The sequence below is a fragment of the Nocardia sp. NPDC005825 genome, assembly GCF_040630175.1.
Taxonomy (GTDB): Bacteria; Actinomycetota; Actinomycetes; order Mycobacteriales; family Mycobacteriaceae; genus Nocardia.
This window is the reverse complement of sequence record NZ_JBEXXC010000016.1, coordinates 95,108-122,083: the sequence shown is the minus strand read 5'-3', so window position 1 is coordinate 122,083 and position 26,976 is coordinate 95,108. Positions and strand designations below refer to the sequence as shown.

The following is a 26,976-nucleotide window of genomic DNA, read 5'->3' as shown; positions in this document are numbered from 1 at the left end:
CGCTGTGTGTGTGGGTGTGGGGCCGTCTTTTTCTGTTCTTGTGTGTCTTGTGTTGTGTGTGTTGCCGTTGTCGTCGCGCGCCCCCCCCCACCACCCCCACGTGCGGCCGACCCCTCGACGGCCGCTGGAAAATGGTCATTGGGTTGCGATGCGGTGGATTTCATCGCGAATTGCCGCGAGGAATTCGCGGGCATCGTTGTCGAACAAGGCCATTCGAGCCAGCGCGTCCCAGCGGCGGCGATGGGCGTCGACGAGTTCGGGTCCGCGAGTGACCATGCTGCCCGGGATCGGCTCCGCGGAAGCGACCGCGTGGTCCTCGTTCTCGTAGATGACGAACCCGTGCGGAATCGTGGTGCTCGCCTCGATGTCCTGCGGAATCACCCCGATGGTGACCGTATCGAGGGTCTCGATCGAGATGATCCGGTCCAGCTGGGCCAGCAGCACCCGATAAGGTCCCGGCCGAAAACGCAGGGCCGCTTCGGTGATCAGGAATTCGAACCGTTTCGCGGGGTCGTACAGCACCTGCTGCCGATCCAGGCGCGCGGCCAGCGCGGCCGCCGCCGCCTCGGGCGTATAGGGCGGGTCGAAGGTGTCGAACACGCGGCGCGCGTAGTCGGCGGTCTGCAGCAGACCCGGCACCAGCGCGGGCTGGAAGTTCCGCACCACCTGCGCGTCGCGCTCGAAGGCTTGCACGTCATCCTGTAGATGCGGACGATGCGCGAGCGCCCCCGCCCACTCCTGCACCTCCGGCGAGTGTGCCGCCTCGGTGAGCGAACGGAGCGACTGACGGGAATCCTCTTCCGCCCCAACCGCTTCGGCCCAGCCGAGCACCTGCGGTAGCGGCGGAACCACGGTCCCCGCCTCGATCCGGGACAACGTCGACTGGCTGATTCCGACCCGCTTGGCCAGCTCCCGCCCGGAGATCCCGGCCAGATCCCGCAACCGACGTAGCTCCGCACCCAACTGCTGGCGCGGATGCGACTGGCGCACAACCGAATTGGCGGCTGTCGCCGCCGCCTCGGTCGCGCCCCGTGTCGGCTGATTCTGTGGATCCATGATGATTCAGATCGAATCATCTCGATTCGGACAGGTCAAGACTCATCCTGAATCATGACCGGAATCACATGCTGGACAGTCGGATTCCATGGGATCGGCTCCGGAAGGACGGATTCGGCGAGATCGCGTCCCGGCTGCTCCCGGGCCGGACCGCTCCGACGCGGTGTCGACCGGGTTTCTCCACAATTGAGGACGGCGGCATCCGCGCCCGATCGGCGGATGGTGGATGCGCCGGCGCCCAACACGGCATCGGGGCGCGGGAAAGGTGCGCCGTCGTCCGCGTGGCACGCTGCTAGGCAGTCGGTGGCACCCTGCCACGCAGTGAAGGAGTGTTGGAGACGTGACTGACGCGACCGATTCCGCGCGTCTGGACCTGGAGGATCACCTCCCCCGGCTGACGGCGCGCGGGGTGATTCTCAGCCTCCTGGTGAGCAACCACCCCGCCCGTGCGACCCCCGCGCAGGTGGTGCGGGCGGCGGGCGCGTTCGGCATCAAGGAATCCGCGGCCCGGGTGGCGTTGACCCGGATGGTCTCCGGCGGCGACCTCACCCGCACGCGCGAGGGATTTCACCTGAGCGGCCCGCTGCTCGAACGCCGGCAGCGCGTGCTGCACGAGGTCGAGCAGCCGACTCGGGAGTGGAACGGCGACTGGGAGATCGTCATGGTCGCCGGCCCGGGCCGGGACCCGGGGGAGCGGGCGACCCTGCGGACCCGGCTGGCGCGACTGCGCCTGGCCGAGCTGCGGGAAGGGGTCTGGTTGCGCCCGGCGAATCTGATCCGGCCGCTCGAACTGGGGGACGCGCCGGTGGAGATCTTCACCGGCAAGCCCGAGCGTCCCGCGGCCGAACTGCTCGACCTGTTGTGGGATCTGCCCGCCTGGGAGGCGCAGTCACGGCGGCTGCTCGAACTCATCGACCGGGCCGGCAGCCCTGTCGACCGCTTCACCGTCGCCACCGCGATCGTCCGGCATCTGCTCACCGATCCTTTTCTGCCGCAACAGCTTCGGCCTCGGCAGTGGACGGCGGACCGTCTGCATCGGGTCTGGATCGAGTATCAGGACGAATTCGTGTCGATCCCGGAGGTGGGGCACGCGAACTGACCGGAATATTACTTATTGACTTCGACTGTTCGGAAAACGTAATGTCCGAATCGAGCAGTCGAAGGAGACAGTCATGCAGACACACGAGGTGTTCAACCAGTCCGTGCCGCTCTACGGCCACAATGTCGCGGACGACGCCACCCTGCTGGACGGACTCGTCCGCGAGGGCGCCGAGTGGGCGCTCGGCGACATCGAGCGCCTGGGGCGGCTCGCCGGCACCGAACAGGTCCAGGAGTGGGGCAGGCTGGCGAACGAGAACCCGCCGATCCTGCGCCCGTACGACCGATTCGGCCACCGCATCGACGACCTCGAATTCCATCCGGCCTGGCACGAACTGCTGTCCGCGGCGGTCGCCAACGGCCTGCACGGCGCGCCCTGGAGCGATCCCCGCGCGGGCAGCCATGTGGCCCGGGCCGCGAAGTTCTACCTCTGGAGCAATGTCGAGGCCGGTCACACCTGCCCGATCTCGGCGACCTACGCCGCGGTGCCCGCCCTGCGCGACGCCCCGGACCTGGCGCGGATCTACGAACCGCTGCTGTCGAATGCGAGCTACGAGGGCGGTCTGCGCGCACCGCTGGACAAGCCCGGCCTGCTGGCCACCATGTCGATGACCGAGAAGCAGGGCGGCTCCGACATTCGCGCCAACACCACCCGCGCCACCCGCCAGCCCGACGGGTCGTATCGGATCCTGGGCCACAAGTGGTTCACCTCGGCCACCATGGCCGACCTGTATCTGGTGCTGGCGCAGACGGACGCGGGCGTCACCTGCTTCCTGGTGCCGCGCGTGCTCGAGGACGGGACCCGCAACAATGTCCGCCTGATGCGCCTGAAGGACAAGCTGGGCAATCGATCGAACCCGTCGGCCGAGATCGAATACGAGAACGCGCTGGCCTGGCGGATCGGTGAGGAGGGCCGGGGCGTGCCGACGATCATCAAGATGGTCAACATGACTCGCCTCGACTGCCTGATCGGGGCGGCCTCGGGCATGCGCCGCGGCGTCGTGCAGGCGGCACACCACGCGACGCACCGCATGGCCTTCGGGCGCCACCTCATCGACCAGCCGCTGATGCGCAATGTGCTGGCGGACCTGGCGGTGGAGTCGGAGGCGGCGTCGCTGCTGATGATGCGGCTCGCCGGCGCGCACGATCGGTCGGTGCGCGGAGACCGGGCCGAATCGGAGTTCCTGCGACTGGCGCTGGCGGTCGGCAAGTACTGGGTGTGCAAGCGCTGGCCCGCGCACGCGGCCGAGTCGCTGGAGTGCTTCGGCGGCAACGGCTTCATCGAGGAATCCCAGATGCCGCGACTGTTCCGGGAATCACCGCTCAATGGCATCTGGGAGGGCAGCGGCAATGTCGCCGCGCTCGACGTGCTGCGCGCCATGGGCAAGAATCCGCAGACCGTCGAGGCGTTCTTCGCCGAGGTCGCACTCGCCGGGCCGGAGCCCAGCATCGAGCGGGCGGTGCGCGAGATCCGCTCCGGGCTCACCGATCTCGCCGACGCGGAGATCCTGGCGCGCCTGGTGATCGAGCGCATGGCGCTGGTGCTGCAGGCGTCCTTGCTGGTCCGGTCGGGGAATCAGGCGGTTGCCGACGCGTTCATCGCGTCGCGGCTCGACGGCGACCGGGGCAGCGTGTACGGAACCCTGCCCCGTGGAACGGATTTCGCCGCGATTCTCGATCGCGTCACCCCGAAGGTCGGCTGAGCCGCCGGACATCACAGCGAAGGAGTCGATGCATGCAGGGAATCGGTGACTGGGCCGTCCAGCGGGCGCAGCGCGGCGGCGACCGGATCGCGTTCGTGTCCGGCGACCGCTCGTGGACCTACCGCGAGTTCGACGACCGCACCAACCGTTTGGCCAACCAGCTGCGGGATCGTTTCGGCATCCGGCGCGGCGATCGGATCGCCGCGGTCGTGCCGACCTCGGTCGAATGCTTGGAGATCCTGTTCGCCACCGCCAAGCTCGGTGCGATCTTCACCCCTATCAACGTCCGGCTGACCGCGGCCGAGATCGCCTACGTGCTGGGCGATCTCGGAGCCGACCTGCTCTTCGCCCACGCCGCGTTCCCCGCGGCCGAGGCGGCGGCGCGGGAGCCGGGCGCCCGGCTCCGGTCGATCGTCGGTCTGGGCGAGGAGTACGCCGAGTTGCTCGCGACCGCCGATCCGGCGCCGGTCACGCCGCTCGCCCGGCGCGACGACGTGGCGGTGATCATGTACACCTCCGGGACCACCGGCCGCCCCAAGGGCGCGATGATCACGCACGAGAACCTGCGCGCCAATGCCGCCGCGGTCGTCGCGGCCTTCGGCCTGCGGTCCACCGATGTCACGGTGACAGCGCTGCCGATGTTCCATATCGGTGGTCTGGGGCTCTACACCCTGCCCTTCATCTATCTCGGGGCCCGCAATGTGATCATGCCGTCGTTCGATCCCGTCGCGGTCCTCGACGCGGTCGAGTCCGAACGGGCGACCCAGCTGTTGCTGGTGCCGACCATGTGGCAGGCCGTGATGGCGGTGCCGGACCTGGAACGCTACGACCTGTCCTCGCTGACCTGCGCGCTCACCTCGGGCGCACCGGCGCCGCCTCAGGTCCTGGATTTCCTTGCCCGCAGCGGCATTCCGTTCCGGGAGGGGTTCGGGATGACCGAATGCTCGCCCTCGGTGGCGCTGCTGGACTCCGAGTACGTCCGCGACAAGGCGGGTTCGATCGGGCGGCCGTTGTTCGGCATCGAAACCAGAATCGTCGACGATCAGGACCGTGACGTGCCGGTGGGCACGGTCGGCGAACTGCTGGTCCGCGCCGACAATGTGTTCGCCGGATACTGGATGCGTCCGCAGGAGACCGCGCGGGCGCTACGCGACGGCTGGTTCCACAGCGGCGACCTGGGTTTCGCCGACGCCGAGGGGTTCATCACGCTGGTCGACCGGAAGAAGGACATGCTGATCAGCGGCGGCGAGAACGTCTACTCCCGGGAGGTGGAACTCGTGATCGCCGCGATGCCGGGCGTCCGCGATGTGGCGGTGATCGGTGCGCCGCACGAGAAATGGGGTGAGACCCCCGTCGCGTGCATCGTGCCCGACAGTGCCGCCGCGCCCACCGAGCAGGACGTCATCGCGTTCGCGCGGCAACGACTGGCCGGCTTCAAGACGCCGACCCGCGTCGTGTTCCTCGACGCCCTGCCGACGACCGCGACGGGCAAGATCCAGAAGAATGTGCTGCGCGACCGCCTGGTGTCCGACTCGAGCTGACCCTCGGAATCATCTCGCGGGGTCGTGGTGTTCATTCGAAGCATGACCGAGCTGCTGACGATCATGGCCGTGCACGCCCACCCGGACGATGAGGTAATCGGGACGGGTGGGGTGTTCGCGCAATACGCCGCCGAGGGGATTCGGACGGTGCTGGTGACCTGTACCAATGGAGAGCAGGGCGACGCGCCCGGCGGGATCAAGCCGGGCGAGGCCGGACATGATCCGGATGCTGTTCGTGCGCAGCGGCTTTCGGAGCTTCAGGAGTCGGCGGCGCTGCTGGGGATCGAACATGTCGAATTGCTGGGGTATCGGGACTCCGGGATGGTCGGATGGGACGGGAATCAGGATCCGGACGCGTTCTGGAATACGCCTGTCGATGAGGCGGCGGCGCGGCTGGTGGAGCTGATCCGGCAGTACCGGCCGCAGGTGGTGGTCACCTATGACGAGAACGGCAATTACGGGCACCCCGATCACATTCAGGCCAACCGGATCACGCGGGCCGCGGTCGCCGCGACCGGGATCCCGGACAAGCTGTACTACACCGCGATTCCGCGGGAGCCCGCGCTCGAGCGGTTCAAGGCCATGCGGGAGCAGGGGCTGATCGACTTCGAGCCGGCGGCGGACTTCGGCACGCCGGTCGATGAGATCACCACCATCGTCGATGTCGCACCGCATGTCTCGCGAAAGATCAAGGCGCTCGAGGCGCATGCCAGTCAGGCCGACAGCGTGCCGTTGCTGCGGCTGCCGGCGGACATGCGGCAGGAGTTCTTCGGGACCGAGAGTTTCGTGCGCCACACCTCCAAGCTCGGGGCCGCGCCCGACCCGGAAACCGACCTCTTCGCGGGTCTACGCTGACCCGGGACGGGATCTGATTGTCGAACCGACCGGGCGGCCTTTCTCGCGTCGCCATCCGCCCAGCTATCGTTGATTTATCACGAATGGGAGAATGCGGACGTGAGTGACGTGATAAAGACGATCAGAATTCAGCACGGGGTGCCGGCGGGTGTCGTGGCGCCCGTCGGTGGGTAGTTCGATGTCGGACCAGGAAGTGCCGGGGCGGGGATCCCTGCCGGGGCCCGGCGCGAACCGGTTCGATGCCGTGGAACGGCTGCGCGCGAAGCTGGAGGCCATGCGGGCAGGCGAGGCTTCCACGCCCGAAAAGAACGATTCGAATCTCACCCGACTGCCGCGTCGCCCGCGTCGCACTACCGATCCGGCTCCCGGCCCGCCGTCCATGCCCTGGAATCCGGCGGGCGGCTCCGCCTACGATCCCGCGCCGACCCGGCCGGTGACCCGCGCGGAACTGCAGGGCGAGACGGGCTGGCTGCCGATCGATCCGGGCCGCGCCCAGCACCCGGCCCCGGCTCCCGAGGCGGGCCGTGGCGACGGCAGTGTCCTCGACTTCAACGCGGCGCGCCGACGCCGAGCCGGTGAGGATGCCCCGGCCACCGGCATGCGGCCCATCGCCAAACCACGCCGCATCGGATCCGGCGACGGGCCCGAAACCAAGGGCGATCGCGGCTAGAGCCGCTTGAACACCCAGCGGGCCCGCGGCTCGTCGCTGACGTGACCGAGCAACGCGATCGGCACCGCCGACGCGGTATCGCCGTAGAGGGTCAGGCTGGGGTCGGACGCCAGGCTGACGCGATGATTGCCCGCGGTCTCACTCACGTACCACAGGCCCGTGTCGGAGACCCCGCACACGGCCTGCCCCACGGAGTAGGTGACCGGATCGAGCTTCACCGGTTGCAGGCACAACCGGGTCGAGGAATTGAGCAGCTGGTACAGCGGACCCGCGGGCTTGTAGGTGATCAACACCGTCTCCCAGCGATTCACGTCCGCGCCGTCGTCGACGATCGCCTTCGCGCCGCCGGGGGCCGTCACCGCCGGGCGCAACGTGTAGGCCGGTTGTGCCTCCAGGAAGATGCGATACCGGCCCGGGCGTAGTGGCTCGGCGGCGGCGGGGTGGGCCATGACTGCGGCGAGAATCAGGTGAATCACGATCACGAGAACGGCGCGGGCGGACATGACGCTGCTCATCCTTTCGGGGAAGTGCGCGGACGGATTCACGCTGCGCACGGGTGAATTCGAAACGCCGGCGGCCCGGACATGACCACGGGCCGCCACGCTTCCTATTCGAGGCCGATACTCGTCCGGCGTGCCCGATTTGCCCCGTCACGGCTGGAATTTCCGGAAGGCCGGGTGTTGTAGGTTCGACTGCGTGATCCGCGGCGAAGGAGTATCGAACCCATGACGACTGCTCGCAACGAGCGGGTCCGCGCCGACCAGACCGGCGAGGCCATGCAGTTCGTCGCCGACCTGCGCGATATCGCCGCACCCGATCCGGGATTGCGGCAGGTCACCGACCCCGCGGTGGCGGCCGAACTGATCGGGCGGGAATTGCGGGATCGGCTGCGGGCCGTGCTCGACGCCGCGACCGCCGATCCGGTGGTGCTGTTGTCGGGCGGAGTCGACTCGATTCTGGTCGCGGCCGCCGCCGTCGCGGCCGGTGCGCGGCCGCACGCGATCACCATTGTCGCCGAGGGCGGTACCGACCGGGAGAACGCGGAAGCCGCGGCGCGGGCGCTCGGGCTCACCCACGAGGTCGTCGAGATCGACGAGCCCACCGTCGTCGATCTGGCCGCGCGCGCGATCGACCGCCTCGGCGTGCCGGAGCTGTGGGAGGTCACCTACGCCGTCCCGCTGCTCGCCGCGCTGCCCGCCCTGGATCGTCTCGGCGCGGTCGGCCCGATCCTCACCGGCAGCGGCGCCGACGCGATCGTCGCGGGCGGCAAGCGACTGCGGCACCCGATCGGCTCGCCCGAGGCCGTCGAGGAACTCGACCGCGCCATCCGCAAGGAATCGGCGAACAACTTCGTCCACGCGCGCCTGGTGCCGGACTTCTATCCGCGGATCATGGGGGAGTACGCCGACCGGTTCGTGCACGTCTTCCAAACCGTCCGCATGTGGGAGGTTGCCGAGACCTTCGCCCCGACAGCGCTTTTCGGCGAACACGACGGAGAACCGGCGGACAAGCTGTGCCTGCGCCTGGCCTGCGAGGCCCTGCTGCCCGAATCGGCGCGGGGACTCGCCTGGGCGAAGAAGTCGGCGATCCAGCGTTCGGCGGGCATCATGGGCGCACTGGCCACCGCCGCGCGGCGGCGGGCCGCGGCCATGCCCGGCGCGACCGCCTACGGCGATCCGATGACCGAACCGTACGAATCGGTCGCCACTCGGCTGTTCCTGGCTCTGCTCGGCACGGATCGAGCAGGGCTCATCGCGGATCGAGAAGGAAAGGGCGTCCGATGACAACCAGCGGAACCTCGGCGGCAGGGATCCCCGACATCGTCGGCGCCACCGGCCTCACCGACGACGACCTCGCCGACCTCTACGCCTACCCCGACACCACCGAGCCGCGGGTCCGCGCGAACTTCGTGGCCTCGGTGGACGGCGCGATCAGCACGAACGGCTCCTCCAGCGGCCTGACCAGCCCGCTGGATCAGCGCGTTCTGAAACTGCTGCGCAGCCTCGCGGATGTGGTCCTGGTCGGGGCCGCCACCATCCGGGTCGAGGACTACCGGGGCATCCGGATCCCCGAATCCGGGCAGCAGCGCCGCAAAACCCAGGGCCTGGAACCGATTCCGCCGCTCGCCGTGGTCAGCGGCCGCGCCGACATCGACCCGGGCTCCCGGCTGCTCACCGACACGATCGTCCCGCCGATCATCCTGACCACCGCCGCCGCGCCGGCCGCCGCCAAGCGCGACCTGGCCGCCGCGGGCGCGCGGGTCGTCGAGCTGGGCCCGGATCGCGTCGAGACCGCCGCCATCATGGACACCCTCGTCCGTCTGGGCATGCGCCGCATCCTGTGCGAGGGCGGCCCGAGCCTGGCGGGTCAGCTGGCGGCCGACGACGTGCTCGACGAACTCTGTGTCACCACCGCACCCACCGTGGTCTGCGGCGATGCCCGCCGTATCACCCACACCGAGCGTCCGGCTCAGCTGCGGATGGACTGCAAGCACATCATCTTCGATACCGATGGATTCCAGTTCGCCCGCTGGGCGCGGAAGCCATAGCGGGAGCGCTTCGAATCCGGCGTGGATCCGGTTCGGCTCCGGCGCAAGATGATTCGCCCGATCGAACTCCAATTGTCGTTGTCGTGCCACGAAATAGGCAGTGGCCCACTATATTCGGGCTCAGGTGTACGCGCCTCGTGTGGAGTTGAGCCGACCGGCAACACCCACAACCGCGTGGGACCACTGGCCAGGGCGTGTGTCGCGGCTCACACGTCCGTTTCGGGGCGTGTCGCGGCCGGTACTGTCCTGTTTTGTCAAACATGCTGAGCGATCACCATGGGCGATTACCCCCGAGCGGGCCCCGAACCGACGCAGACCGGTCCGGGGCTCGATCGGTCATGCGCATCCGGGGTGATGTGAAATCTATTGTGTAGCAAGTGATTACGCCCGGTGTCCTGATTGTCGGGTTATTGTGGATTAATGGTTGCGGGGGCTAAAGAGTTTGTCGCCAGGGCGCGGAACCCGCGCGCCGAGCCCGAAGTGACCGACCGGATGCTGATCATCGGCCTGCTGCTCGCGGCGGCCGCGATCGTGTGGCACATATACGCGCTGCCGATCGATGATCCCTACTACGGACTGTTCAACAATGGCGTCGATCTGGACGTCTATCAGGCGGGCGGTGCGGTGATCCGCGCGCGATCGGGCCTCTACGACGGTCCGGTGGTGTTCGGCATGGAGTTCACCTACACCCCGTTCGCGGCCCTGGCCTTCGTGCCGCTCACCCTGTTCTCCCTCGTGACGGCCAAAGCCCTGTGGTGGACGACCACCCTCGCGGCGCTCATCGCCCTGGCCGGGCGCTGCCTGATCGCCCTGGGATACCGGAACACGCTGCGCACGTGGATGTTCGCGCTCCCGCTCGCGGTGGTGTGCACGGTGCTGGAACCGGTGCGCACGACCATCTGGCTGGGGCAGATCAACATCTTCCTGGCGCTGCTGGTCGTCTGGGACCTCACGAGACCGCGCGCGGCATTGCTGCGCGGCGCGGGCGTCGGGCTCGCGGCCGGTATCAAACTGACGCCGATCTTCTTCATGGTGTACCTGGCCTGCACCCGCCAATGGCGGACCCTGGGCGTCGCGTCGGGGGCGTTCGCCGCGACCGTCGCGATCGGCTTCCTGCTGCGACCGCACGAGGCGTGGTCGTACTGGAGTCGCCAGATCGCCGCCCCCGAACGCGTCGGCGCGGTCGATTCCCCGGCCAACCAGTCCGTGAACGGCTTCCTCGCGCAGCTGCTGCGCTTCTTCGACATCGAGCGCTACACGTCGAACCCGTTCGGCGCGACGGTGTTCGAGCCACCGGCCTGGCTCTGGGTGCTCGTGGTCCTGCCGGTCGTGGTCCTCGGCCTGCTCGCCGCCGTCCTGGCCCACCGCGCCAACCGCGAGCTACTTGCTGTCACCGTGACGGGAATGACCGCCGCCTGCGTCTCCCCGTTCTCCTGGGGACATCACTGGGTGTGGTTCATGCCGTTGGCGATTCTCACCTGGCATTACGCGCGCACCGCCACCGTCCGCTGGGCGATGCTGGCCCCCGCGACTGTCATCCTCATCGGATTCAGCTGGTGGTGGACTTTTTCCGACCGCCCGCCGATGGAGGGCTCCCCGCATCCGATCGGTATCGGCCTGTTCATGCTGCCCCGCGCGGATCGATCGGTGTGGTGGGCGTACCTCACCGTGCCGACCTACGCGGGCTGCTATCCGCTGCTGATGATCGCGACCAGCGCCGTGATCATCGGGCGCAGTGCGTGGTTCAGGGAGCGAACGCGCCCATGGTCGGCAACCATTCGGTGATCCGCTTGTCCTCGAGCAGGCCCTCCCGGTTGAACGGGTCGTTCTCGAACAGCTCGGTGACCGCGGCCAGATCCTCGGCCGAGACCAGGATCAGCGCTCCGGACCCGTCCGCGTAGGGCCCGCTGGTGAGCACGGTGCCCTCGTCGACGAGCGCGTTCAGCCAGGCCCGGTGCTCGGGCCGGTGGATGTCGCGGGCCGGGACGGTGGCCTCGGAGTAGACGTAGTGGATGGCGAAGACGGCCATGGGCACGCTCCTGATCGAAGTCGGTGACGGATACGGAAGAGTCAGAGCGTCAACAGCATTCGGGTATTCCCGAGCGTGTTCGGCTTGACGTAGGACAGGTCCAGGAATTCGGCGACACCGGTGTCGTAGGACCGGCACATCTCGGCGTACACCTCCGCCGTCACCGGCGTGCCCTCGATCTCCGCGAACCCGTGCCGGGCGAAGAACTCCACCTCGAAGGTGAGCACGAACAGCCGCCGCAACTCCAGCTCTCGCGCGACCGCGATGAGCTGCTCCACGATCAGCCGCCCCGCGCCGGTGCCCTTGATGTCGGGGTGCACCGCGACCGTGCGCACCTCGCCGAGGTCGGCCCACAGCACGTGCAGCGCCCCGCAGCCGAGGATCACCCCGTCGCGCTCGGCGACCCAGAACTCCTGCACCGCCTCGTAGAGAGTGACCAGGTTCTTCTCGAGCAGGATGCGGCCGGCGTAGATGTCGATGAGGTGTTTGATCTCGGGCACGTCAGAGGTTCGCGCTCGGCGGACGACCGGCGCTCCCGCCGCCTGCCCGCCGATCGAACCGCTGTCTGGTGCCCGTGTTGTCATGGGGTGCACAGTAGTCGGCCCGCGTACCGATAGGCTTGTCGGTGTGTCGCACATCCAGCTCTCCCGCATCCCGGCCTGGTCCGGAAACCGTGGCCGGTCCCGCGGCCGGTGGGGGCGCTGGTGACGGTGCAGCGTGACGAGATCGAGGGGCGCTGGGCCGACCCCCGTCCCGCGGTGAGTCCGGGCTTCGTGCCCGCCGCTCGCCCGCAGGCCGACCGGCCGGACACCCTGGCCGCGCACCGGGCGGAGACGCTGGTCGAGCCGAAGCCGGTGCCGCTGCTGAACATCGCCAATGTGCTCACGATCCTGCGCATTCTCATCGTGCCGCTGTTCCTGATGGCGTTGTTCGCCCGCGGCGGACACGACCCGCAGTGGCGCTGGGTCGCGGCGGCCGCGTTCGGCGTCGCCGCCATCACCGATCGCATCGACGGGCAACTGGCCCGCAAATACGGTCTGGTCACCGACTTCGGGAAGCTGGCCGACCCGATCGCGGACAAGGCGTTGATCGGGGCCGCGCTGATCGGGCTGTCCATGCTGCACGATCTGCCCTGGTGGATCACGCTGGTGATCGTGGCCCGCGAGCTGGGCGTCACGCTGTTGCGGCTGGCCGTGGTCCGGCGCGGGGTGATTCCGGCGGGCCGTGGCGGCAAGCTCAAGACGCTGGTCCAGTCGGTCGCGATCGGCGTGCTGCTGCTGCCGCTCTCGGGCGCCTTCGCCACGGCCGGAATGGACCTGATGTACCTGGCCGTGCTGCTGACGGTGGTCACCGGTCTCGATTACGTCGTGCAAGCGGCCCGGCTGTGGTTCGGGTCGCCGGGCGGCAGTCGTGCCGCGTGAGGTCCGGCCGGACATCGACGGCCTGCTGTCGCGCGTAGCGACCGCCGGTCCCATCCCGCCCGACCCGCTGGTCACCTCCGCGCCCGCCGCCGACCTGGTGGCCGCCCTGATCGCGGCCGAGCAGACCGTGGCCACCGCGGAGTCGCTGACCGCCGGACTGCTCAGCGCGGCCATCGCGGGAATTCCGGGCGCGAGCGCGGTGTTGCGGGGTGGGCTGATCGTCTACGCCACCGACCTCAAGGCGTCGCTCGCCGGTGTGAGTGCCGACACGCTGACCTCGGATGGTCCGGTGTCCGCGAGCACCGCCGAGCAACTCGCCGTCGGCGCACGTGAGCGGTGCGGAGCGGACTGGGGAATCGGACTCACCGGGGTCGCCGGACCCGAACCACAGGACGGCCGACCGGTTGGCACGGTATTTGTTGGTATAGCGGGTCCGGAGTCCACCGAGGTGCTTCGGTTGAAGTTGCCGGGAGACCGGTGGACGATCAGGGTGGGCGCGGTACGCGCCGCGGTCACCGAGCTCGTCCGCTTGGTTCGGGGCGAGTGACGACACCGGGAACGCGCGGCCGACGCCGGACGTTGTCCAGTCAAACGCTGGGTCCGGCGAGACGAGTGTGAGGAGAACGAGATGACGCTGCTGCGAGAAGCCATCGGGGAAAGCCTGCGGCGCGCTCGGGTCGCCCAGAGCCGGACGCTGCGTGAGGTCTCCACCTCCGCGCGAGTGAGCCTGGGGTACCTGTCCGAGGTCGAACGGGGTCGCAAGGAGGCGTCGAGCGAGCTGCTCGCCGCCATCTGCCAGGCCCTGGACGTCCCGCTGGCGCAGGTGCTGTTCGACGTGAGCTCCACCATGGCCGACGCCGACAAGGCCGCCGCGAAGGTGCCCGTCCGGGGTGGCGATGGTGACGTGGCGATGGCCGCGGACGGAACTTTCGGCCCCCGCATCGTGATTCCGGCCCCCAAGTCGGATCGTCTGGTGCTGGTGGCCGCCAAGTGATCGCTGTACTGAGGGGCCGAAAGGGATAAATTCTCTGTAGGCTTCGTCCCGGAGAGGTCGTGCTGTTGCCGAAATCTCTGGAACGACCGTTGCACAGTGGAGATATGGGACAACAGGGGTGCGCGACGGTCGCGCACTACTGTCGCGCTACGGGGCGCGGCACGTCATATGGAGGCGGGATCAATCGATGGCTAATCCGTTCGTGAAGGCCTGGAAGTACCTGATGGCCCTCTTCGACTCGAAGATCGAAGAGCATGCGGATCCGAAGGTTCAGATCCAGCAGGCCATCGAGGAAGCCCAGCGCCAGCATCAGGCCCTGTCGCAGCAGGCCGCGTCGGTGATCGGCAACCAGCGCCAGCTGGAGATGAAGCTCAATCGTCAGCTGGACGAGGTCGAGAAGCTCAATGCCAATGCGCGCCAGGCGGTTATGCTCGCCGACCAGGCGACCGGCGCGGGCGACACCGAGAAGGCGATCCAGTACACCAATGCCGCAGAGGCTTTCGCCGCGCAGCTGGTCACGGCCGAGCAGTCGGTCGAGGACCTGAAGGTGCTGCACGACCAGTCGCTGCAGGCCGCCGCTCAGGCCAAGAAGGCCGTCGAGCAGAACGCCATGCTGCTGCAGCAGAAGGTCGCCGAGCGCACCAAGCTGCTGTCCCAGCTGGAGCAGGCCAAGATGCAGGAGCAGGTCTCGGCCTCGCTGCAGCAGATGGACTCCACCCTGTCGGCCCCCGGCACCACCCCGAGCCTGGACGCGGTGCGCGAGAAGATCGAGCGCCGCTACGCCAACGCCCTGGGTTCGGCCGAGCTGGCCCAGAACTCGGTCCAGGGCCGCATGATGGAGGTCCAGCAGGCCTCGATCCAGATGGCCGGCCACAGCCGCCTCGAGCAGATCCGCGCCTCCATGCGCGGCGACGCCCTGCCGTCGGGCGGCGCCCAGCAGCAGATCCCGCAGGGCCAGCCCGCCCAGCCGGCCGCGCAGCCTTTCAACAAGGGCCAGGCCGCCCAGCAGTAACTGCTGCGCGGAAAGTAGTACACGATGGGGAGATCGCGGGCCGACCAGAGTCCCGCGACCTCCCCTGCCCGTTTTCTCCGCCGAACCCGGACGAAAACCCCTGATCCCATCCCGGGCTTCCCCGCACCCTTCGGTGCGCCCGCAAACTCCCAGCCGCCCGCGCAGCCCGAAACCTCCGGGCCCGGAACGGCTTCTGCACCCTCTCCGGTTGATTTCCCGGCGGCTGAACCCAATCCGGCCGGTCAGGCCGCCGCTGCAGCAGGCGCGCCCCTCGATGACCGATCCACTGCCCGAGCCGCCACCGCGCCCGCGCAATCCGATCCCGCGCAGTCGACGACGGCGGCCCCGCCGCGTGCGCCCCGGTCAGCGCCGCACGCCGTGCCACAGACGCCGCCGACAGCCGCATCGACAGGGTGGCGCAGCCGCAAGCGTCCGATCGGACGCGACCTGCCGCCTGCCCCCTCGAACTCGCAGCCGTCGGGCGCGGTACCGCCCGGAGCCACTGGACAATTCGGCGCGCCTATCGATGCGGCGGTGCCGCGTACCCCGTCGGCGGGTTCCGAGGTTGGAGCGCCCGGTCGGCGTGCGAAGAAGCGGGCGCGGCGGGAGCGGGCCACCGAAGCGGTGCGGGAGGTGTTGGCGCCCACCGGGTTCGAGCCCGAGGAGTTGGCGCAGCGGCTGCCGGACACCTTGCGGGGTGTGGGGGAGCAGGCGTTGGTCGCCGTGCGGAAGTGGGCGGATCCGCGGGAGCGGGAGCTGCGGAAGCGGCGGCGGGCTCGGCGGCGGAGTTTCCGGCTCGGGACCGCCTCGGGGTTGACGACGGCCGGAACCGTTGGGCTGGTGTTGATCTCGGCGCCCGCGTGGGCGGTGGTCGTGGTCGGCGGTGGCGCGGTCGCCTTGGTGACCGGGACCGCGGTGACGGCGCGGCGGTATCTGGACATGCGGCGGGAGCCCCTGCCGCAGGCGGCGTTCGTGCCGCGAAAGTTGCCGCCGATCCGGTCGGCGGCGCGGGCTTCGATCGCGCGGTTGGTGCGGGCGGAGCGAGCCCTGCACGGATTGCACGCGCAGATCGCGCGGTCCGGGCGACTGCCGGTGGATGATCTCGACGACACGCTCGAGACTGCCGCGTCGGGTGCGGCCGCCCTGCATGCCCTCGCCCAGGATGTGGTCGCCATGGAGCAGGCCGCCGGTGCGCTGGGGTCGAATTCGCCTCTGGGTGAGCACGTTCGGGCCGTGTCGATCCGTCTCGACGGTGGCGTCGTCGAATTCGAGGGCATGGTCGAGGCGGCCGCCCGGGTGCTGGCCGTGCCCGAAAGCGCGGCGGTGGCCGATGATCTCGGCTGGGCCATGGTCGGACTGCGCGATGCCGCCGATCGGCTCGACGGGTGGGCGCAGGCGCTCACCGAGCTGGCCGACCAGCGCTTCCGCACGCGTCCCTGAGCCGTTTCCGCGCGCGCAATCCCCGAGAACCTCCCGCATCCGCGGCAAGCCTCGGGGTGAACCCTGATTCTGTCCCGGATATCGCGGCTGACCTGGTGATTTTCTCGACCGGCCGACGCAGTATGGATGGTGTCGGATCGCGCGGACGGCGGTTCGGAAACTAGGAGGCAAGGAATGTTCTGGAAGATTCTCGGCGTCGTCGTCCTCGTCTGGATCGCTTTCATGATTCTCGGCGCGCTGATCAAGAGCCTGTTCCCCATCCTGATGGTGAGCGCGGTCATCTTCGGCCTGTACCTGCTGTACAAGGCGGTGTCGGGGTCGAAGGACAAGTCGCCGCTGAGCAAGTTCTGACCGTACGGCCCACGACGGACCGTCTACCCGGGGAGACCCGGGCGGGCGGTCCGTTCTCCGTATGATCGCCGTATGGCTACTGCTGTCGTTGCCACCGCCTACGGTGGACCGGAAGTCTTGTCGCTCATCGACGTCGATGTGCCCGATCCGGGGCCGGGTGACGTCACCATCGCGGTGCGCGCCGCCGGGGTGAATCCCTTCGACTACAAGCTCTACAGCGGTGCGTTCGGCACCGATCCGAGCAAGCTGCCGATCCGGCTGGGGCTCGAGGTGGCCGGGGTGGTCACCGCCGTCGGCCCCGACGCGGTGGGCCCGGCCGGGCCGATCGCGGTCGGCGACGAGGTCATCGCGACGGTGGGCGGCGGATACGCCACCGCGGTCACCACGAACGCCGCGCGCGTCGTGCCCAAGCCCGCAGACGTGGACTGGAAGCAGGCCGCGGGCGTGCTCAGTGTCGGCGGCACCGCGGTGCATCTGCTCGCCGCCACCGCCGTCGGCCCCGGTGACACCGTGCTCGTGCACGGCGCGGCGGGCAGCGTCGGCGCGCTGGCCGCTCAGCTGGCGGTCGCGCGCGGCGCGCGGGTGATCGGCACCGCCTCGCCGAGTCGTCACGAGCGGCTGCGGGCCTACGGCGTCGAACCCGTCGCCTACGGTCCCGGTCTCGCGGATCGGGTGAAGGCGTTGGCCCCCAACGGAATCGACGCCGCCATCGACACGGCCGGCACCGACGAGGCGGTGGACGTCTCCCTCGAACTGGTCGCCGATCGCGGCCGGATCGCGAGCATCGTGGCCTTCGGCCGCGCGGCCTCCGACGGTTTCAAGGTGCTCGGTCAGGGCCCTGGCGCGGATCCGGGCACCGAGATCCGCGGCAACGCCTGGCGTGAACTGCTGCCGCTGTTGTCGGCGGGCAAGCTGGATCTGGCTATCGCGAAGACGTTCCCGCTGGCGGAAGTGGCTGCGGCGCATACGTTCGTGATGGACGGCCACGCCGGTGGAAAGGTCATTCTACTGCCCTGATCGGCGTCGCCAGTTTTGGCGAATCGTCCCCTCCATGACCACACACGGCATATGTTGTTGCCCACAACATATGCCGTGTGTGCGGTCGCAACCCAGTGGCCGCCGCGTGCAGCGTCATGGAAAAGAAGGTCACCCTGATGAGGACGAAAAGCGCGCTCCCGCCGAAGAAGTCCGGACGTCGACGGGGTTACGCCGCCGCCGCGCTGGCTCTGTCCGGCTTGCTCACCCTCACCGCCTGCGGATCCAATTCCAGTACCGACACCTCCACGTCCAACGCTCCCGCCGGCGGCGGGGGAAACGGGACGGTCGGTGTCATCCTCCCGGAGACGGCCACCTCGGCCCGCTGGGAATCCTTCGACAAGCCCCTGCTGCGCAATGCCTTGAACCAGGCCGGATTCGATGCCGACGTCCAGAACGCGCAGGGCGACGTCCAGAAGTTCACCACCCTCGCCGACGGCATGATCTCCAAGGGCGTCAAGGTCCTGGTGATCGCCGCCATCAACAGCGAGGTCGGCAGCGCCGTCGCGGCCAAGGCCAAGAAGGCGGGCATCCCGACCATCGACTACGACCGCCTCAACCTCGGCGGATCCTCCGACTACTACGTGTCCTTCGACAATGTGAAGGTCGGTGAGCTGCAGGGCCAGGGCCTGGCGACCGCGCTGAAGGACAAGCCCGGCGCACAGGTCGTCGAGATCGAGGGCGCCCCGACCGACAACAACGCCACCCTCTTCCATCAGGGCCAGCAGAAGGCCCTGCAGCCGCTCTACGATTCGGGCGCGCTGAAACTGGTGCGCAGCCAGCCCATCGACGACTGGAACAACCAGAAGGGCGGCACCACCTTCGAGCAGATCCTCACCGGCAACGGCGGCAAGGTCGACGGCGTGGTCGCCGCCAATGACGGCCTGGCGGGCGCGGTGATCACGGTGCTGAAGAAGAACGGCCTCAATGGCAAGGTGCCGGTGACCGGTCAGGACGCCACCGTCGACGGGCTCAAGGCGGTGCTGCGCGGGGACCAGTACATGACCGTGTTCAAGCCCATCAAGGAGGAGGCGGAGAACGCGGCCAAGCTCGCCGTCGCCCTGGCCAAGGGCGACAAGGCGGCCGCGGACGCGCTGGCGCAGGCCGTGAGCCAGGACCCGAAGGGCAAGCGGGACGTGAAATCGGTGCTGCTGCAACCGCAACCGATCACCAAGACCGAGGTCAAGCAGGTGGTGGACTCCGGCTTCGTGAAGGCCGGTGACGTCTGCTCCGGTGACGTGAAGTCCGCCTGCTCCGCGCTCGGCATCGCCTGAGGATTCGGCATGAATGAGCCGCTGCTCCGGATCACCGGCCTGAACAAGAGTTTCGGACCGGTGCACGTGCTGCACGACGTGGACCTCACCGTGCCGGCGGGCGAGGTCACCGCACTCGTCGGCGACAATGGCGCGGGCAAATCCACGCTGGTGAAATGTGTCGCCGGAATCCATGCCGCCGATTCGGGCGAGGTGCGATTCCGAGGCGAACCCGTTCACCTGCGTGGCGCCAAGGACGCGGCGGCGCTCGGCATCGAGGTGGTCTACCAGGACCTGGCCCTGGCCGACAATCTCGACATCGTGGCCAATATGTTCCTCGGCCGGGAGCGCGGCAAGCCGTGGCTGCTGGACGAGGCGAGCATGGAGGAGGCGGCGCGGCGCACCCTGGCCTCGTTGGGGGTGCGCACCGTGAAATCGGTGCGCACCCCGGTCGCGGCACTCTCCGGCGGGCAACGCCAGACCGTGGCGATCGCCAAAGCCGTGCTGTGGAACAGCAATCTGGTGCTGCTCGACGAACCCACCGCGGCGCTCGGCGTCGCGCAGACACGGCAGGTGCTGGATCTGGTGCGGCGGCTGGCCGAACAGGGGCTCGGGGTGATGTTGATCAGCCACAACCTGGCCGACGTGTTCGAGGTCGCGGATCGGATCGCGGTGCTGTACCTGGGGCGGATGGCCGCGCAGGTGCGGACCGCCGATGTGACCACCGGGCAGGTGGTGGAGTTGATCACCGCCGGACGCTCGGGGGATCTCGGCTTGGCGCGTCCGGAAGCGGTGGCGCTGTGAGCGAGGAATCCACCGCTATGACCAATGTTTCGGACGCGACGGCCGAATCCGGGACCGCCGTCACCGACTTCGGAATCGACACCACGACGCTATCGGTGCGAGAAGCGTTGAGCGACTACGTTGCTCGGCTGCGCGGCGGCGAGATCGGCTCGCTGCCCGCGATTCTCGGCCTGGTCGCGTTGATCGTCTTCTTCTCGGCCCTCTCGGATGTGTTCTTCTCGCTCAACAACATCGCCAACCTGCTGGCGCAGGGCGCCGGGCAGACCATCATCGCCATCGGGATCGTGTTCGTGCTGCTGATCGGCGAGATCGACCTGTCGGCGGGCACGGCCTCCGGGGTGGCGGGCGCGGTGCTGGCCATGCACTACGTGGACAACGGGAACCTGCTGACCGGCATGGGGTCGACGGTGTTCTTCGTGTTCAACGCCATGCTGGCGCTGGCGGCGATCCTGGCGGGGCTGCTGCGGATCTGGCCGGGGGTGGCGTTCTCGCTGCTCGGCATTCTGCTGACAGTCCTGGGCCTGTCCGCGAATCCGTGGGTGGAGATGCTGCTCGCGGTGTGCGTGGGCGCGGCCATCGGGTCCATCACCGGGTTCCTGATCGCCAAGATCGGGATGCCGTCGTTCGTGGTGACGCTGGCGCTGTTCCTGGCGTGGCAGGGCGTGATCCTGCAGCTCATCGGGGAGGGCGGGGTGCTGGGGATCAGTTCCTCGCCTGTGCTCGACGCGGTGGCCAACGGGAATCTGTCGACGGTGGGCAGCTGGGTGCTGTGCGTGGTGGCGGCGGGCGGGTACGCCGCGGTCACGCTCGGCGGGCATGTGCTGCGCCGGCGGCGGGGGCTGGTGACGCGGCCGACAGCGCTGGTGGTGGTGAAGGTCTCGGCGCTGGTGATCTTCGCGGTCGTCGTGACGGCGCTGCTCACCGTCAACCGGTCGCCGAGCTCGCTGATCGTCATTTCCGGTGTGCCGTACGTGGTTCCGATCGTGCTGGTGCTGCTGGTCGCCGGAACCTACGTGCTGACGCGGACCACCTACGGCCGTCATATCTACGCGGTCGGCGGCAACGTCGAGGCCGCGCGGCGCGCGGGCATCAATGTCACCCAGTTGCGGGCCAGCGTCTTCGTCATCAGTTCCGCGTGCGCGGCCGTCGGGGCGATCGTCTACTCCTCGAAGGTCGGTTCGGTGGATCCGCAAGCGGGCGGGCTCAATACGCTGCTGTTCGCGGTCGGCGCGGCCGTGATCGGCGGGACGTCGCTGTTCGGCGGGCGCGGGCGGGTGGCCGACGCGGTGATCGGCGGCGCGGTGCTGGCGGTGGTGTCGAACGGGCTGGGCCTGCTGCGGCAACCAGCGGCGGTGGTGTCCATCGTGACCGGGCTGGTGCTGCTGCTGGCCGCCTCCGTCGACGCGCTGTCGAGACGCCGCGTGGCGATGTCCGGCCGGTGAGCCGCGCGATGGTATATCCGAGTTCATGACCGTCGCCCGTCCGGACGAGGTGCGCCGGTTCAACCGGTCGACCCTCCTGCGGCTGCTACACACCGGAGGCCCCGCCACCCGCGCGACCCTCGCGGCCGAACTCGGGCTCAACCGATCCACCATCAAGATGCTCGTGGACGGGCTCGCCGAGGACGGCGTGGTGGAGGAGAAGGTGCCGCGCCTGGCCCGTGGCGCCGGGCGGCCGTCGCTGCTGGTGCTGCCGCAACCCGAGGCGGCGGTGGTGCTGGCGGTGGACGTGCAGGTCGAGCACGTGGGGATCGCGCTGGTCGGGTTCGGCGGGCAGATCCTGGGCCGCAACAGCTGGAATCTGCGTGGGCGGCAACGGGAACCGGACGAGGTGATCACCCACGTCGCGGAATCCTCGGCGATCCTGGCTGAGGATCTGGGGCTGCGGCCGGTCGCGGCCGGGGTGTGCGTGCCCGGGGTGGTGCGGCGCGCCGACGGGCTGGTGCACAATGCCGCGAATCTGCGCTGGGGCGAGGTGGCGCTCGGACAGCGGCTGCGGGCGGTGCTGGAGGTGCCGGTCACGGTCGGCAACGACGCCGAATTCGGCGCTCTCGCAGAGCATGTCCGGGGCGCGGGGCGCACCGCCGCCGACGCGGTGTTCGTATCCGCCGATGTCGGGGTGGGCGGCGGGCTCATCGCCCAGGGCGCGCTGCTGCGCGGGCAGGCCGGGTACATGGGCGAGATCGGGCACATGACGGTGCGGCCCGGCGGGCGAAAGTGCTACTGCGGCAACGAGGGCTGTTGGGAGGGCGAGGTGGGGGAGGCGGCGTTGTGCCGGGCCCTCGGCATGCCCGAGCACGGGCCGCGCGGCGCGATCGTGGCCGAACTGCGTGCGCTGGGCGGGAATTGGGAATCCCAGCTCGGCGAGTACCTGGACTGGCTGACGCTCGGGCTGGTCAATGTCGTGAACATTCTCGGGCCCGAACTGGTGGTGCTGGGCGACCTGTTCACCGCGCTGCCCGACGCGGCGATCGCGCGGGTGCGCGAGGAAGTGCACCGGCGCAGCATGGTGAGCCGGGCGTTCGGCGGGGTGCGGATCGAGAAGTCCTGTCTGGGACCGGATCTCAAACTGCTGGGAGCGGCCGAGGCGGCGTTCGAGGGCGTGCTCAGCATGCTGTGATCCGCCGCCGCCGGCTCGGCGCGGGCGGCGCGACGCGGGTCCGGGGTGCGAAGTTCGTGCCCTCGTGGCGCGGGCCGGTGCGGCCGGAGTTGAATACAGGCATGGAGCAACTTCCCGAGGACTGGCAGCGGGGGATCGTCATCGTGGCGCATCCCGACGACATCGAGTACGGGGCCGCCGCGGCGGTCGCACGATGGACCGGGCAGGGCAAGGACATTCGCTACGTGCTGGTCAGCAGCGGTGAGGCCGGTATCGCGGGGCTGTCGCCCGCCGAGGCCGGGCCGTTGCGCGAGGACGAGGAGCGGGCCTCGGCGAAGATCGTCGGCGTCAGCTCGGTCGAATTCCTCGGCTACCCGGACGGCCGCATCGAGGAATCCCTCGCCCTGCGGCGCGACCTGGCCGCCGCCATCCGCCGCCACCGCCCCGAGCTGGTGCTCCTGTTCAACTTCGGCGACACCTGGGCCCGCGGCTACGTCAACTCCGCCGACCACCGCGCCGTCGGCCGTGCCGCCCTCGACGCCGTCTCCGACGCGGGCAACGAGTGGATCCACCCCGATATCGCCGACCTGCCCGCCTGGTCGCCGCGCTGGGCCGCCGTCTACGGCGTCGGCGACGGCAGCCACGGCCTCGACGTCACCGACACCGTCGAGGCCGCCGTCGAATCCCTCACCGCCCACCGCCGCTACCTCGAGGTCCTCAGTCCCGAACCCGTCGAAGCCCAGGCCCGTGCCGTCATCGAGATGACCACCGGCCCCAAGGAGGGCTTCCCGGCCGCCCGGGCCCTCAGCTTCGAGCTGTACCACTTCGCGGGCTGACCGGGGACTTCGCCGCCCGCCCGGCGGCACGAAACCGGAAGGTGGGTGAGGTTCCGGATGTGTCGGGCGGGTGTGGCACCCTGGCCTGGTGCGAGTAGCGGTGGTGGCCGGGCCTGATCCGGGGCATGCGTTTCCGGCGATTGCGTTGTGCGAGCGATTGCTGGCGGCCGGGGACGAGCCGGTGCTGTTCACCAGCCCGCGCTGGTTCGACGCCGCGCGGGACGCCGGGATCGGGGTGCGGCGGCTCAAGGGCCTCGCGCCCCGGGCCGAGGACGACGACAATGACGCCGGGGCGCGGATTCATCAACGGGCCGCGCATATCTCGACCGAGATCCTGCCGGATCTGAGCGCCATGCTGCCCGAACTCGTGGTGTCGGATGTGCTCACCGCCGGCGGCGGGATGGCCGCGGAACGTTTGAGGCTGCCGTGGGTGGAATTGTCGCCGCATCCGCTGTACCTGCAGTCGAAGGGGTTGCCGCCCATCGGGAGTGGCCTCGCGGCGGGGGAGGGGCTGCGCGGTCGGGCCCGGGACTCGGTGCTGCGCGGACTGAGCTCGCGGGCCGTGCGCCGCGGGGAAGTGCAGCGTGAGCAGGCGCGGGCCAGTATCGGCCTGCCCGCGGAGGATCCGGGGCCCGATGCCCGGCTGATCGCCACGCTGCCCGCCCTGGAGGTGCCGCGGCCGGACTGGCCGGAGAACGCCCACCTGGTCGGGCCCCTGCTGTGGGAGCCCACCTCGCACATTCTCGACCTGCCGCCCGGCGACGAACCGCTGGTCATGGTCGCCCCCTCCACCGCTCAGACCGGCCAGGTCGGTCTGGCGGAGGCCGCCTTGGAGGCGTTCGAGGGCGCGGGCGTCCGGGTCGCCATCTCCACCCTCGACACCCCGCCCACCAGCCTCCCGTCCTGGGCCACAGCCGGTTTGGGCCGTCAGGACGAACTGCTGCGGCACGCCTCGGTGGTGATCGGCGGCGGCGGACACGGACTGCTCGCCAAGACCCTGCTGTCAGGCGTCCCGATCGTCACCGTTCCCGGCGGCGGCGATCAGTGGGAGCTCGCCAATCGCGCGGCCCGCCAAGGCAGTTCCCGGTTCGTGCGGCCGCTCACCCCCGAGGCCCTGCGGGACGCGGTGAAACGCATCCTCGACGATCCCGCCTACAAGACCGCCGCCGAGTCGGCCGCCGCCGGCATCGCGGACACCGTCGACCCGGTCGAGATCTGTCACGCCGTGGTGCTCTGACGCCGCCTGCGGGACGGGTGCCGGACCAGCCGTGCGAGCTCCGGACCGACCGGTCGCGCACGAGTCGGCCGATCCGGTCGGACCGGTAGGCCACCGGCCGGATCCGCGCGGTGGCGTAGGCTCGCGGCCGTGCGGCTGACGGAGTTTCAGGAGTTGATGCATACCGAGTTCGGCACGGCGCGCGCCGACGCGCTGCTGACCGATCACGTGCTGCCGTCCATGGGACGGACCGGCGCGCAGGCCATCGAGGCGGGGATCGATCCCCGCGACGTGTGGCGGGCGCTGTGCGCGGAATTCGATGTACCGAAGTCGCGCTGGTGAATTCGGGTTACCCGGCGGACTGCTCCGACTGGGTCTTCTTCGCATAGTGCCGCGTCGCCTTGGCGCGATTGCCGCACGCCGCCATGGAATGCCAGCGGCGGGTGCCGTTCTTCGAGGTATCCAGGAACCACAGGACACAGTGCGGGTGCGCACACTGCTTGATGCGTTCGGGGGAGCTCGCCAACAGGTGGAGCAGGTTGTCGGCGGCGAGCCAGGCGGGTAGCCAGGCCGGGTCGGCGACCTCGGGGACGTCGGCCGGGCCCGCTGCGGTCAGGGAGCGGCGGATGCGGCCGTGCGCGAGCACCGCATTGAGGTCGTCGGCGATGTGCGGATCATCCGCGGAGTCGGCCTTGGCCACGCGCAGGATCGCGTCGCGGGCGGCTATCAGGGCATTGAGCGTGTCTTCGTCGGCGGGCATGTCGAGATCGTTGTCGGCCAGCCACTGCCGGGCGCCGGCCACATCGGTGAGCAGATCCTGCGGGCCCGTCTGCGCTATCCAGCGCGTGTTGAGCAGGTCCAACGCGGGCGGTTCACCGAGGTGGGGGCGTGGTTCGGGCACGTCTGAGGGTAACCGGCTCCTTGTCGTCATCGGATCATCCACTCCCTTCTAACCAGACAAATCAACTATAGGGGTTGACGGTGGGTGACCCCGGCGATTAGCTTCTAACCTGTCAAACAAACAACATAGGTTAGATCATTCCGAAGGGATTCATCATGACCGCACCCGTCCTCGCCCCCGGGCACATCGGCCTCAATGTCACCGACCTCGACCGCTCGGTGTCCTTCTATCGGCGCGCGCTCGGCTTCGAGCAGCTCGGCGCGGGCGGGGAGGGCGCGCAGCGCTTCGCCTTCCTCGGGCGGGACGGGCAGTTGCAGGTCACGCTGTGGCAGCAGAGCGACGGCGAGTTCTCGGCGAAAACTCCCGGCCTGCACCACCTCTCGTTCCAGGTCGACACCATCGACCAGGTCCGTGCGGTGGAGACCGCGCTGAAGGACCTGGACGTCGCGTTCGCCCACGACGGCGTCGTCGCCCACGGCGAGGGCGCGGCCTCCGGCGGCATCTTCTTCATCGACCCGGACGGCATCCGCCTCGAGGTGTACGCGCCGTCGGGCGCCGAGCATGCTCCCGCTCCCTCGGGTAGCGCCCCGACCTGCGGATTCTTCTGAGCCGGAATATCGGACTGCCACCGCGGGATTCGCATGGGGTGCCGCCGCGGCGCCTCGCCACCGAACCGAGCCCCCGAAGGGAGACGGACATGAACGACATACGAGTGCCCGGCGGGGTCGCCTATCACCCCGGGGAACTGGCGGTGCAGCGGCGGCTGGGCCAGGCCGACATCGCGCAGCGGGTCGGCCGGATGATCCGGCCCGACATTCCGGCCGCCGCCGCGCGATTCCTGGCCGAACAGCCGATGATCGTGCTGGCCGCGGCCGATGACGCGGGCCGCATGTGGGCGGGCCAGCTGGCGGGGTCACCCGGGTTCGTCCACGCCGCCGGCGAGCGCGTCATCGAAGTCGAGGCGACACCGGTGGCGGGTGACCCGCTGGCCGAATCGCTGCGCGGCACACGGCATGTCGGGATGATCGCGTTGCAGCCGCAGACCCGCCGCCGCATGCGGGTCAACGGGGTGATCGCGCCCACCGCGACCGGACTGCGCATCGACACCGAACAGGTGTATTCGAACTGCCCGAAGTACATTTCCCGACGAGGGGTCGAGGAATGGATCGCGGGCACGACACCGGAGGTGCGCCGCGGCACGGAGCTGGATGCCGCGCAGCGGGAACTCGTCTCGCGCGCCGACACCTTCTTCGTCGCCTCCGCCGACGCCGACGGGCACGCCGACGCCTCCCATCGCGGCGGCAATCCCGGCTTCCTGCAGGTGCTTTCCCCGACCCGCCTGCGCTGGCCCGACTACCGCGGCAACTCCATGTTCATGACCCTCGGCAATATCGCCGCCGATCCGCGCTGTGGGCTGCTCGTGCCCGACTGGCGGACCAGGGCCACCCTGCAACTCACCGGAACCGCCGAGATCACTTGGGACGAGGCGGTTTTCACGCCCGGCGCGCAATGCGCCATCGATTTCACCGTCACCGAGGTCGTCGAGATCTCGGGCGCCACACCCCTGCGCTGGACCGACCCCGAGCTGTCGCCGGTCAACCCCTGACCCGCGATC

29 protein-coding genes are annotated in these 26,976 nt (G+C 69.4%); 24 read left to right on the top strand and 5 right to left on the bottom strand.

Features of this window, described 5'->3' with window-relative positions; translation table 11 throughout:
* Nucleotides 1-135: 135 nt before the first annotated feature.
* The gene (locus ABZ382_RS31750; protein ID WP_357096737.1) at nt 136-1,056 is read right to left on the bottom strand and encodes a helix-turn-helix transcriptional regulator; all 921 of its coding nucleotides are present in this window, start codon (nt 1,054-1,056) and stop codon (nt 136-138) included.
* 340 nt (nt 1,057-1,396) lie between these two features.
* Here ABZ382_RS31750 and ABZ382_RS31745 point away from each other — a divergent pair, with 340 nt between their 5' ends.
* The 5 genes from ABZ382_RS31745 (at nt 1,397) to ABZ382_RS31725 (ending at nt 6,923) form a co-directional block, all read left to right on the top strand.
* Nucleotides 1,397-2,155, top strand: coding sequence for a PaaX domain-containing protein, C- domain protein (locus ABZ382_RS31745; protein ID WP_357096734.1), 759 nt, complete (start codon nt 1,397-1,399; stop codon nt 2,153-2,155).
* A gap of 73 nt (nt 2,156-2,228) precedes the next feature.
* Nucleotides 2,229-3,857: an acyl-CoA dehydrogenase family protein gene (locus ABZ382_RS31740; RefSeq protein ID WP_357096731.1), complete on the top strand. Its 1,629-nt coding sequence runs from the start codon at nt 2,229-2,231 to the stop codon at nt 3,855-3,857.
* Nucleotides 3,858-3,889: 32 nt separating this feature from the next.
* Nucleotides 3,890-5,398, top strand: a complete 1,509-nt coding sequence (locus ABZ382_RS31735; protein WP_357096728.1) for a long-chain fatty acid--CoA ligase — start codon at nt 3,890-3,892, stop codon at nt 5,396-5,398.
* 42 nt (nt 5,399-5,440) lie between these two features.
* Complete coding sequence (locus tag ABZ382_RS31730; RefSeq protein ID WP_357096725.1) at nt 5,441-6,253, top strand: PIG-L family deacetylase; 813 nt, start codon at nt 5,441-5,443, stop codon at nt 6,251-6,253.
* Nucleotides 6,254-6,431: 178 nt separating this feature from the next.
* Nucleotides 6,432-6,923 (top strand): hypothetical protein, encoded by a 492-nt coding sequence (locus ABZ382_RS31725; protein ID WP_357096722.1) that lies wholly within the window; start codon nt 6,432-6,434, stop codon nt 6,921-6,923.
* Here ABZ382_RS31725 and ABZ382_RS31720 read toward each other — a convergent pair.
* Complete coding sequence (locus tag ABZ382_RS31720; protein ID WP_357096719.1) at nt 6,920-7,477, bottom strand: hypothetical protein; 558 nt, start codon at nt 7,475-7,477, stop codon at nt 6,920-6,922. The two genes, ABZ382_RS31725 and ABZ382_RS31720, sit on opposite strands and share 4 nt — an antisense overlap.
* Nucleotides 7,478-7,648: 171 nt before the next feature.
* On the opposite strand from ABZ382_RS31720, the gene ABZ382_RS31715 reads away from it, so the two are divergent.
* From ABZ382_RS31715 to ABZ382_RS31705, 3 genes are all read left to right on the top strand, one after another.
* Nucleotides 7,649-8,707, top strand: a complete 1,059-nt coding sequence (locus ABZ382_RS31715) for an asparagine synthase-related protein (RefSeq protein WP_357096716.1) — start codon at nt 7,649-7,651, stop codon at nt 8,705-8,707.
* The gene (locus ABZ382_RS31710) at nt 8,704-9,471 is read left to right on the top strand and encodes a pyrimidine reductase family protein (protein WP_357096713.1); all 768 of its coding nucleotides are present in this window, start codon (nt 8,704-8,706) and stop codon (nt 9,469-9,471) included. Before ABZ382_RS31715 ends, ABZ382_RS31710 begins: the two co-directional genes overlap by 4 nt.
* A 480-nt stretch (nt 9,472-9,951) precedes the next feature.
* Nucleotides 9,952-11,256: a glycosyltransferase 87 family protein gene (locus tag ABZ382_RS31705; RefSeq protein WP_357096710.1), complete on the top strand. Its 1,305-nt coding sequence runs from the start codon at nt 9,952-9,954 to the stop codon at nt 11,254-11,256.
* Here the strand turns inward: ABZ382_RS31705 and ABZ382_RS31700 are convergent.
* Together ABZ382_RS31700 and ABZ382_RS31695 are read right to left on the bottom strand one after the other, a co-directional pair.
* A complete protein-coding gene (locus tag ABZ382_RS31700) occupies nt 11,216-11,500 on the bottom strand; it encodes a YciI family protein (protein WP_357096708.1) in 285 nt (94 codons plus the stop codon). The two genes, ABZ382_RS31705 and ABZ382_RS31700, sit on opposite strands and share 41 nt — an antisense overlap.
* A gap of 41 nt (nt 11,501-11,541) precedes the next feature.
* Nucleotides 11,542-12,084, bottom strand: coding sequence for an amino-acid N-acetyltransferase (locus ABZ382_RS31695; RefSeq protein ID WP_357096706.1), 543 nt, complete (start codon nt 12,082-12,084; stop codon nt 11,542-11,544).
* 228 nt (nt 12,085-12,312) lie between these two features.
* Here ABZ382_RS31695 and pgsA point away from each other — a divergent pair, with 228 nt between their 5' ends.
* The 14 genes from pgsA to ABZ382_RS31625 all read left to right on the top strand — a co-directional run bounded on the left by pgsA (nt 12,313) and on the right by ABZ382_RS31625 (nt 24,802).
* The gene (gene pgsA / locus ABZ382_RS31690) at nt 12,313-12,921 is read left to right on the top strand and encodes a CDP-diacylglycerol--glycerol-3-phosphate 3-phosphatidyltransferase (RefSeq protein ID WP_357096762.1); all 609 of its coding nucleotides are present in this window, start codon (nt 12,313-12,315) and stop codon (nt 12,919-12,921) included.
* Nucleotides 12,922-12,973: 52 nt separating this feature from the next.
* A complete protein-coding gene (locus ABZ382_RS31685; RefSeq protein ID WP_357096759.1) occupies nt 12,974-13,468 on the top strand; it encodes a CinA family protein in 495 nt (164 codons plus the stop codon).
* A gap of 81 nt (nt 13,469-13,549) precedes the next feature.
* Complete coding sequence (locus ABZ382_RS31680) at nt 13,550-13,915, top strand: helix-turn-helix transcriptional regulator (protein WP_213556733.1); 366 nt, start codon at nt 13,550-13,552, stop codon at nt 13,913-13,915.
* Nucleotides 13,916-14,102: 187 nt separating this feature from the next.
* Entirely contained in the window at nt 14,103-14,927 is an 825-nt protein-coding gene (gene pspA / locus ABZ382_RS31675; protein ID WP_357096702.1) for a phage shock protein PspA, read from the top strand.
* Between the two features lie 534 nt (nt 14,928-15,461).
* Nucleotides 15,462-16,367, top strand: a complete 906-nt coding sequence (locus ABZ382_RS31670) for a hypothetical protein (RefSeq protein WP_357096700.1) — start codon at nt 15,462-15,464, stop codon at nt 16,365-16,367.
* Nucleotides 16,368-16,541: 174 nt separating this feature from the next.
* Nucleotides 16,542-16,718, top strand: coding sequence for a hypothetical protein (locus tag ABZ382_RS31665; RefSeq protein ID WP_357096697.1), 177 nt, complete (start codon nt 16,542-16,544; stop codon nt 16,716-16,718).
* 72 nt (nt 16,719-16,790) lie between these two features.
* Entirely contained in the window at nt 16,791-17,735 is a 945-nt protein-coding gene (locus ABZ382_RS31660; RefSeq protein ID WP_357096694.1) for an NADP-dependent oxidoreductase, read from the top strand.
* Nucleotides 17,736-17,872: 137 nt separating this feature from the next.
* Nucleotides 17,873-19,027: a substrate-binding domain-containing protein gene (locus ABZ382_RS31655; protein WP_357096691.1), complete on the top strand. Its 1,155-nt coding sequence runs from the start codon at nt 17,873-17,875 to the stop codon at nt 19,025-19,027.
* A 9-nt stretch (nt 19,028-19,036) separates the two neighbouring features.
* Nucleotides 19,037-19,810 carry an ATP-binding cassette domain-containing protein gene (locus ABZ382_RS31650; RefSeq protein ID WP_357096688.1) on the top strand — a complete coding sequence of 258 codons (774 nt, stop codon included), beginning with the start codon at nt 19,037-19,039 and terminating at the stop codon, nt 19,808-19,810.
* A 17-nt stretch (nt 19,811-19,827) separates the two neighbouring features.
* Nucleotides 19,828-21,252 (top strand): ABC transporter permease, encoded by a 1,425-nt coding sequence (locus ABZ382_RS31645; RefSeq protein WP_357096686.1) that lies wholly within the window; start codon nt 19,828-19,830, stop codon nt 21,250-21,252.
* 25 nt (nt 21,253-21,277) lie between these two features.
* Nucleotides 21,278-22,429, top strand: coding sequence for an ROK family protein (locus tag ABZ382_RS31640; RefSeq protein WP_357096683.1), 1,152 nt, complete (start codon nt 21,278-21,280; stop codon nt 22,427-22,429).
* A 101-nt stretch (nt 22,430-22,530) separates the two neighbouring features.
* Nucleotides 22,531-23,244 (top strand): PIG-L deacetylase family protein, encoded by a 714-nt coding sequence (locus ABZ382_RS31635; RefSeq protein ID WP_357096679.1) that lies wholly within the window; start codon nt 22,531-22,533, stop codon nt 23,242-23,244.
* An 88-nt stretch (nt 23,245-23,332) separates the two neighbouring features.
* Nucleotides 23,333-24,481: a nucleotide disphospho-sugar-binding domain-containing protein gene (locus ABZ382_RS31630; RefSeq protein ID WP_357096676.1), complete on the top strand. Its 1,149-nt coding sequence runs from the start codon at nt 23,333-23,335 to the stop codon at nt 24,479-24,481.
* 129 nt (nt 24,482-24,610) lie between these two features.
* Nucleotides 24,611-24,802: a DUF3046 domain-containing protein gene (locus tag ABZ382_RS31625; protein ID WP_357096674.1), complete on the top strand. Its 192-nt coding sequence runs from the start codon at nt 24,611-24,613 to the stop codon at nt 24,800-24,802.
* Between the two features lie 7 nt (nt 24,803-24,809).
* Here the strand turns inward: ABZ382_RS31625 and ABZ382_RS31620 are convergent, their stop codons facing one another.
* The gene (locus ABZ382_RS31620; RefSeq protein WP_357096671.1) at nt 24,810-25,361 is read right to left on the bottom strand and encodes a CGNR zinc finger domain-containing protein; all 552 of its coding nucleotides are present in this window, start codon (nt 25,359-25,361) and stop codon (nt 24,810-24,812) included.
* 155 nt (nt 25,362-25,516) lie between these two features.
* Here ABZ382_RS31620 and ABZ382_RS31615 point away from each other — a divergent pair, with 155 nt between their 5' ends.
* Both ABZ382_RS31615 and ABZ382_RS31610 read left to right on the top strand, forming a co-directional pair.
* Complete coding sequence (locus ABZ382_RS31615) at nt 25,517-25,969, top strand: VOC family protein (protein WP_357096668.1); 453 nt, start codon at nt 25,517-25,519, stop codon at nt 25,967-25,969.
* An 89-nt stretch (nt 25,970-26,058) separates the two neighbouring features.
* Complete coding sequence (locus tag ABZ382_RS31610) at nt 26,059-26,967, top strand: pyridoxamine 5'-phosphate oxidase family protein (protein ID WP_357096666.1); 909 nt, start codon at nt 26,059-26,061, stop codon at nt 26,965-26,967.
* Nucleotides 26,968-26,976 lie beyond the last annotated feature (9 nt).